General features: G+C 55.3%; 1 rRNA gene. It reads left to right on the top strand.

The annotated features are described in order from the left end of the window. Window positions 1–515: ribosomal RNA gene (locus ABD796_RS35570) — 23S ribosomal RNA — on the top strand; the annotation flags it as partial.

The raw sequence follows: 515 nt of genomic DNA, 5'->3' as shown, positions 1-515 counted from the left end.
GAAGAGTGCAAAGGCATAAGGGAGCTTGACTGCAAGACCAACAAGTCGAGCAGGGACGAAAGTCGGGCTTAGTGATCCGGTGGTACCGAATGGAAGGGCCATCGCTCAACGGATAAAAGCTACCCTGGGGATAACAGGCTTATCTCCCCCAAGAGTCCACATCGACGGGGAGGTTTGGCACCTCGATGTCGGCTCATCGCATCCTGGGGCTGAAGTAGGTCCCAAGGGTTGGGCTGTTCGCCCATTAAAGCGGTACGCGAGCTGGGTTCAGAACGTCGTGAGACAGTTCGGTCCCTATCTGTCGTGGGCGTAGGAAATTTGAGAGGAGCTGTCCTTAGTACGAGAGGACCGGGATGGACGTACCGCTGGTGTACCAGTTGTCTCGCCAGAGGCATGGCTGGATAGCTACGTACGGAAGGGATAAGCGCTGAAAGCATCTAAGCGTGAAGCCCCCCTCAAGATGAGATTTCCCAATTCGTAAGACCCCTGGTAGACGACCAGGTTGATAGGTTCGG

Source organism: Paenibacillus hodogayensis (assembly GCF_039536325.1).
Classification (GTDB): Bacteria; Bacillota; Bacilli; order Paenibacillales; family NBRC-103111; genus Paenibacillus_AB; species Paenibacillus_AB hodogayensis.
The sequence above is the reverse complement of the archived record's forward strand: the minus strand, read 5'-3'. Positions and strand labels throughout refer to the sequence as shown.